Origin of the sequence: Mycobacterium sp., from assembly GCF_008709575.1 — a bacterium.
Lineage (GTDB): Bacteria > Actinomycetota > Actinomycetes > Mycobacteriales > Mycobacteriaceae > Mycobacterium.
Genome location: NZ_VYIK01000154.1, coordinates 1 through 1380 on the forward strand (window position 1 = coordinate 1; position 1380 = coordinate 1380).

Consider the following 1380-nt stretch of genomic DNA (forward strand, 5'->3'; position numbering starts at 1 on the left):
TAGTGGGTTCGTGACCTGGGGATTTGGGGCGCAACGCCGTGTCCTGCTTACGTTTTGGACTGTCAGAAGGTTCAAGACGAAGAAGGGGTGTACGGCGTTGCGCATGTCCAGGGTATTCGCTGCCGGGCTCGGTAGCCCAAACATGGTGATCGAGGGCGTCGATCTGCAGGTCGAGACCCGGCGCCAGCGAGGGCAGCTGGTGGCCAGTGAGGTGCTGGTGATCAGCGTGCGACCCAAGGCGGCCGCAGCGCGGCGTTGCTCGCGGTGTAAGGCGCGTTGCCCCGGCTATGACGGCGGCGGTGACGGGGTGCGCCGGTGGCGGACCCTGGATGTGGGCACCACCAAGTGCTACCTGCAGGGCGCGGCGCCGCGGGTGGAGTGCGGCGAGCATGGGGTGGTGGTCGCCGATGTGCCGTGGGCGCGCCCGGGCGCTAAACACACCTATGTGTTCGAAGACACCTGCGCGTGGCTGACCGCGCATGCCGCGATGAGCGTGGTGGCGATGTTTTTGCAGGTGGCCTGGCGCACCATCGCCGCGATCGTGGGCCGGGTCGTCGCCGATGGCCGCGGCACCAACGATCTTTTGGCCGGGCTGACCCGCATCGGCATCGACGAGATCGCCTACCGCACAGGCCACCGATATTTGACCTGCGTGATCGACCACACCAGCGGCCGATTGGTGTGGGCCGCCCACGGCCGCAACAAAGACACCCTGGCCCGGTTCTTCGACGAACTCGGCGATCAGCGCGCCGCATCGTTGACGCATGTCAGCTGTGATGGCGCCGAATGGATCCACACCGTGGTCACCGAGCGTGCCCCTCACGCCGTGATCTGTCTGGATCCCTACCATGTCGTGTCCTGGGCGATGAAAGCCCTCGACAGGGTCCGGGTGCGCACCACCGCGGCCGCCGGCACCCGGGACCGTCACGCGATGTGGGCGGTGCGCAAAAACCCCGCCGATCTGTCCGGGCAGCAGCGCACCAGCCTGGCGGTCATCCAAACCACCAACAAGACGCTGTATCGGGCCTATCTGCTCAAAGAGCAGCTCCGGGAGGTGTTTCGGGTCAAAGGCCAGACCGGCCGCCAGCTGCTGGCTGGGTGGCTGTCGTGGGCCAAGCACTCCCGCATCCCCGAATTCGTCACGCTGGCAGCTACCATCGACCGCCACCGCCACCGGATCCACAACACGCTTGATCATGGCCTGTCCAATGCCCGCTCCGAAGCCACAAACACCCACCTGCGGGCATTGACCAAGCGCTCCTACGGGTTTCACAGCCCCGAAGCGCTGATCGGCATGGCCATGCTCACCCGCGGCGGCCTATGCCCCCCACTACCAGGGAGGGCAGCATGAATTCCACCCACGAAAACGTCAGTAGATCC

The 1380-nt window shown here is 65.9% G+C and carries 1 protein-coding gene; it reads left to right on the forward strand.

All coding sequences use genetic code 11. The features are described 5' to 3' along the window. Window positions 1-103 precede the first annotated feature (103 nt). Window positions 104-1351 (forward strand): ISL3 family transposase, encoded by a 1248-nt coding sequence (locus tag F6Q13_RS17440; protein ID WP_293059232.1) that lies wholly within the window; start codon window positions 104-106, stop codon window positions 1349-1351. Window positions 1352-1380 lie beyond the last annotated feature (29 nt).

Excerpts from the sequence above, each read along its gene's own strand:
- F6Q13_RS17440 (WP_293059232.1), top strand. The coding sequence starts at position 104 with ATGTCCAGGGTATTCGCTGCCGGGCTCGGTAGCCCAAACATGGTGATC.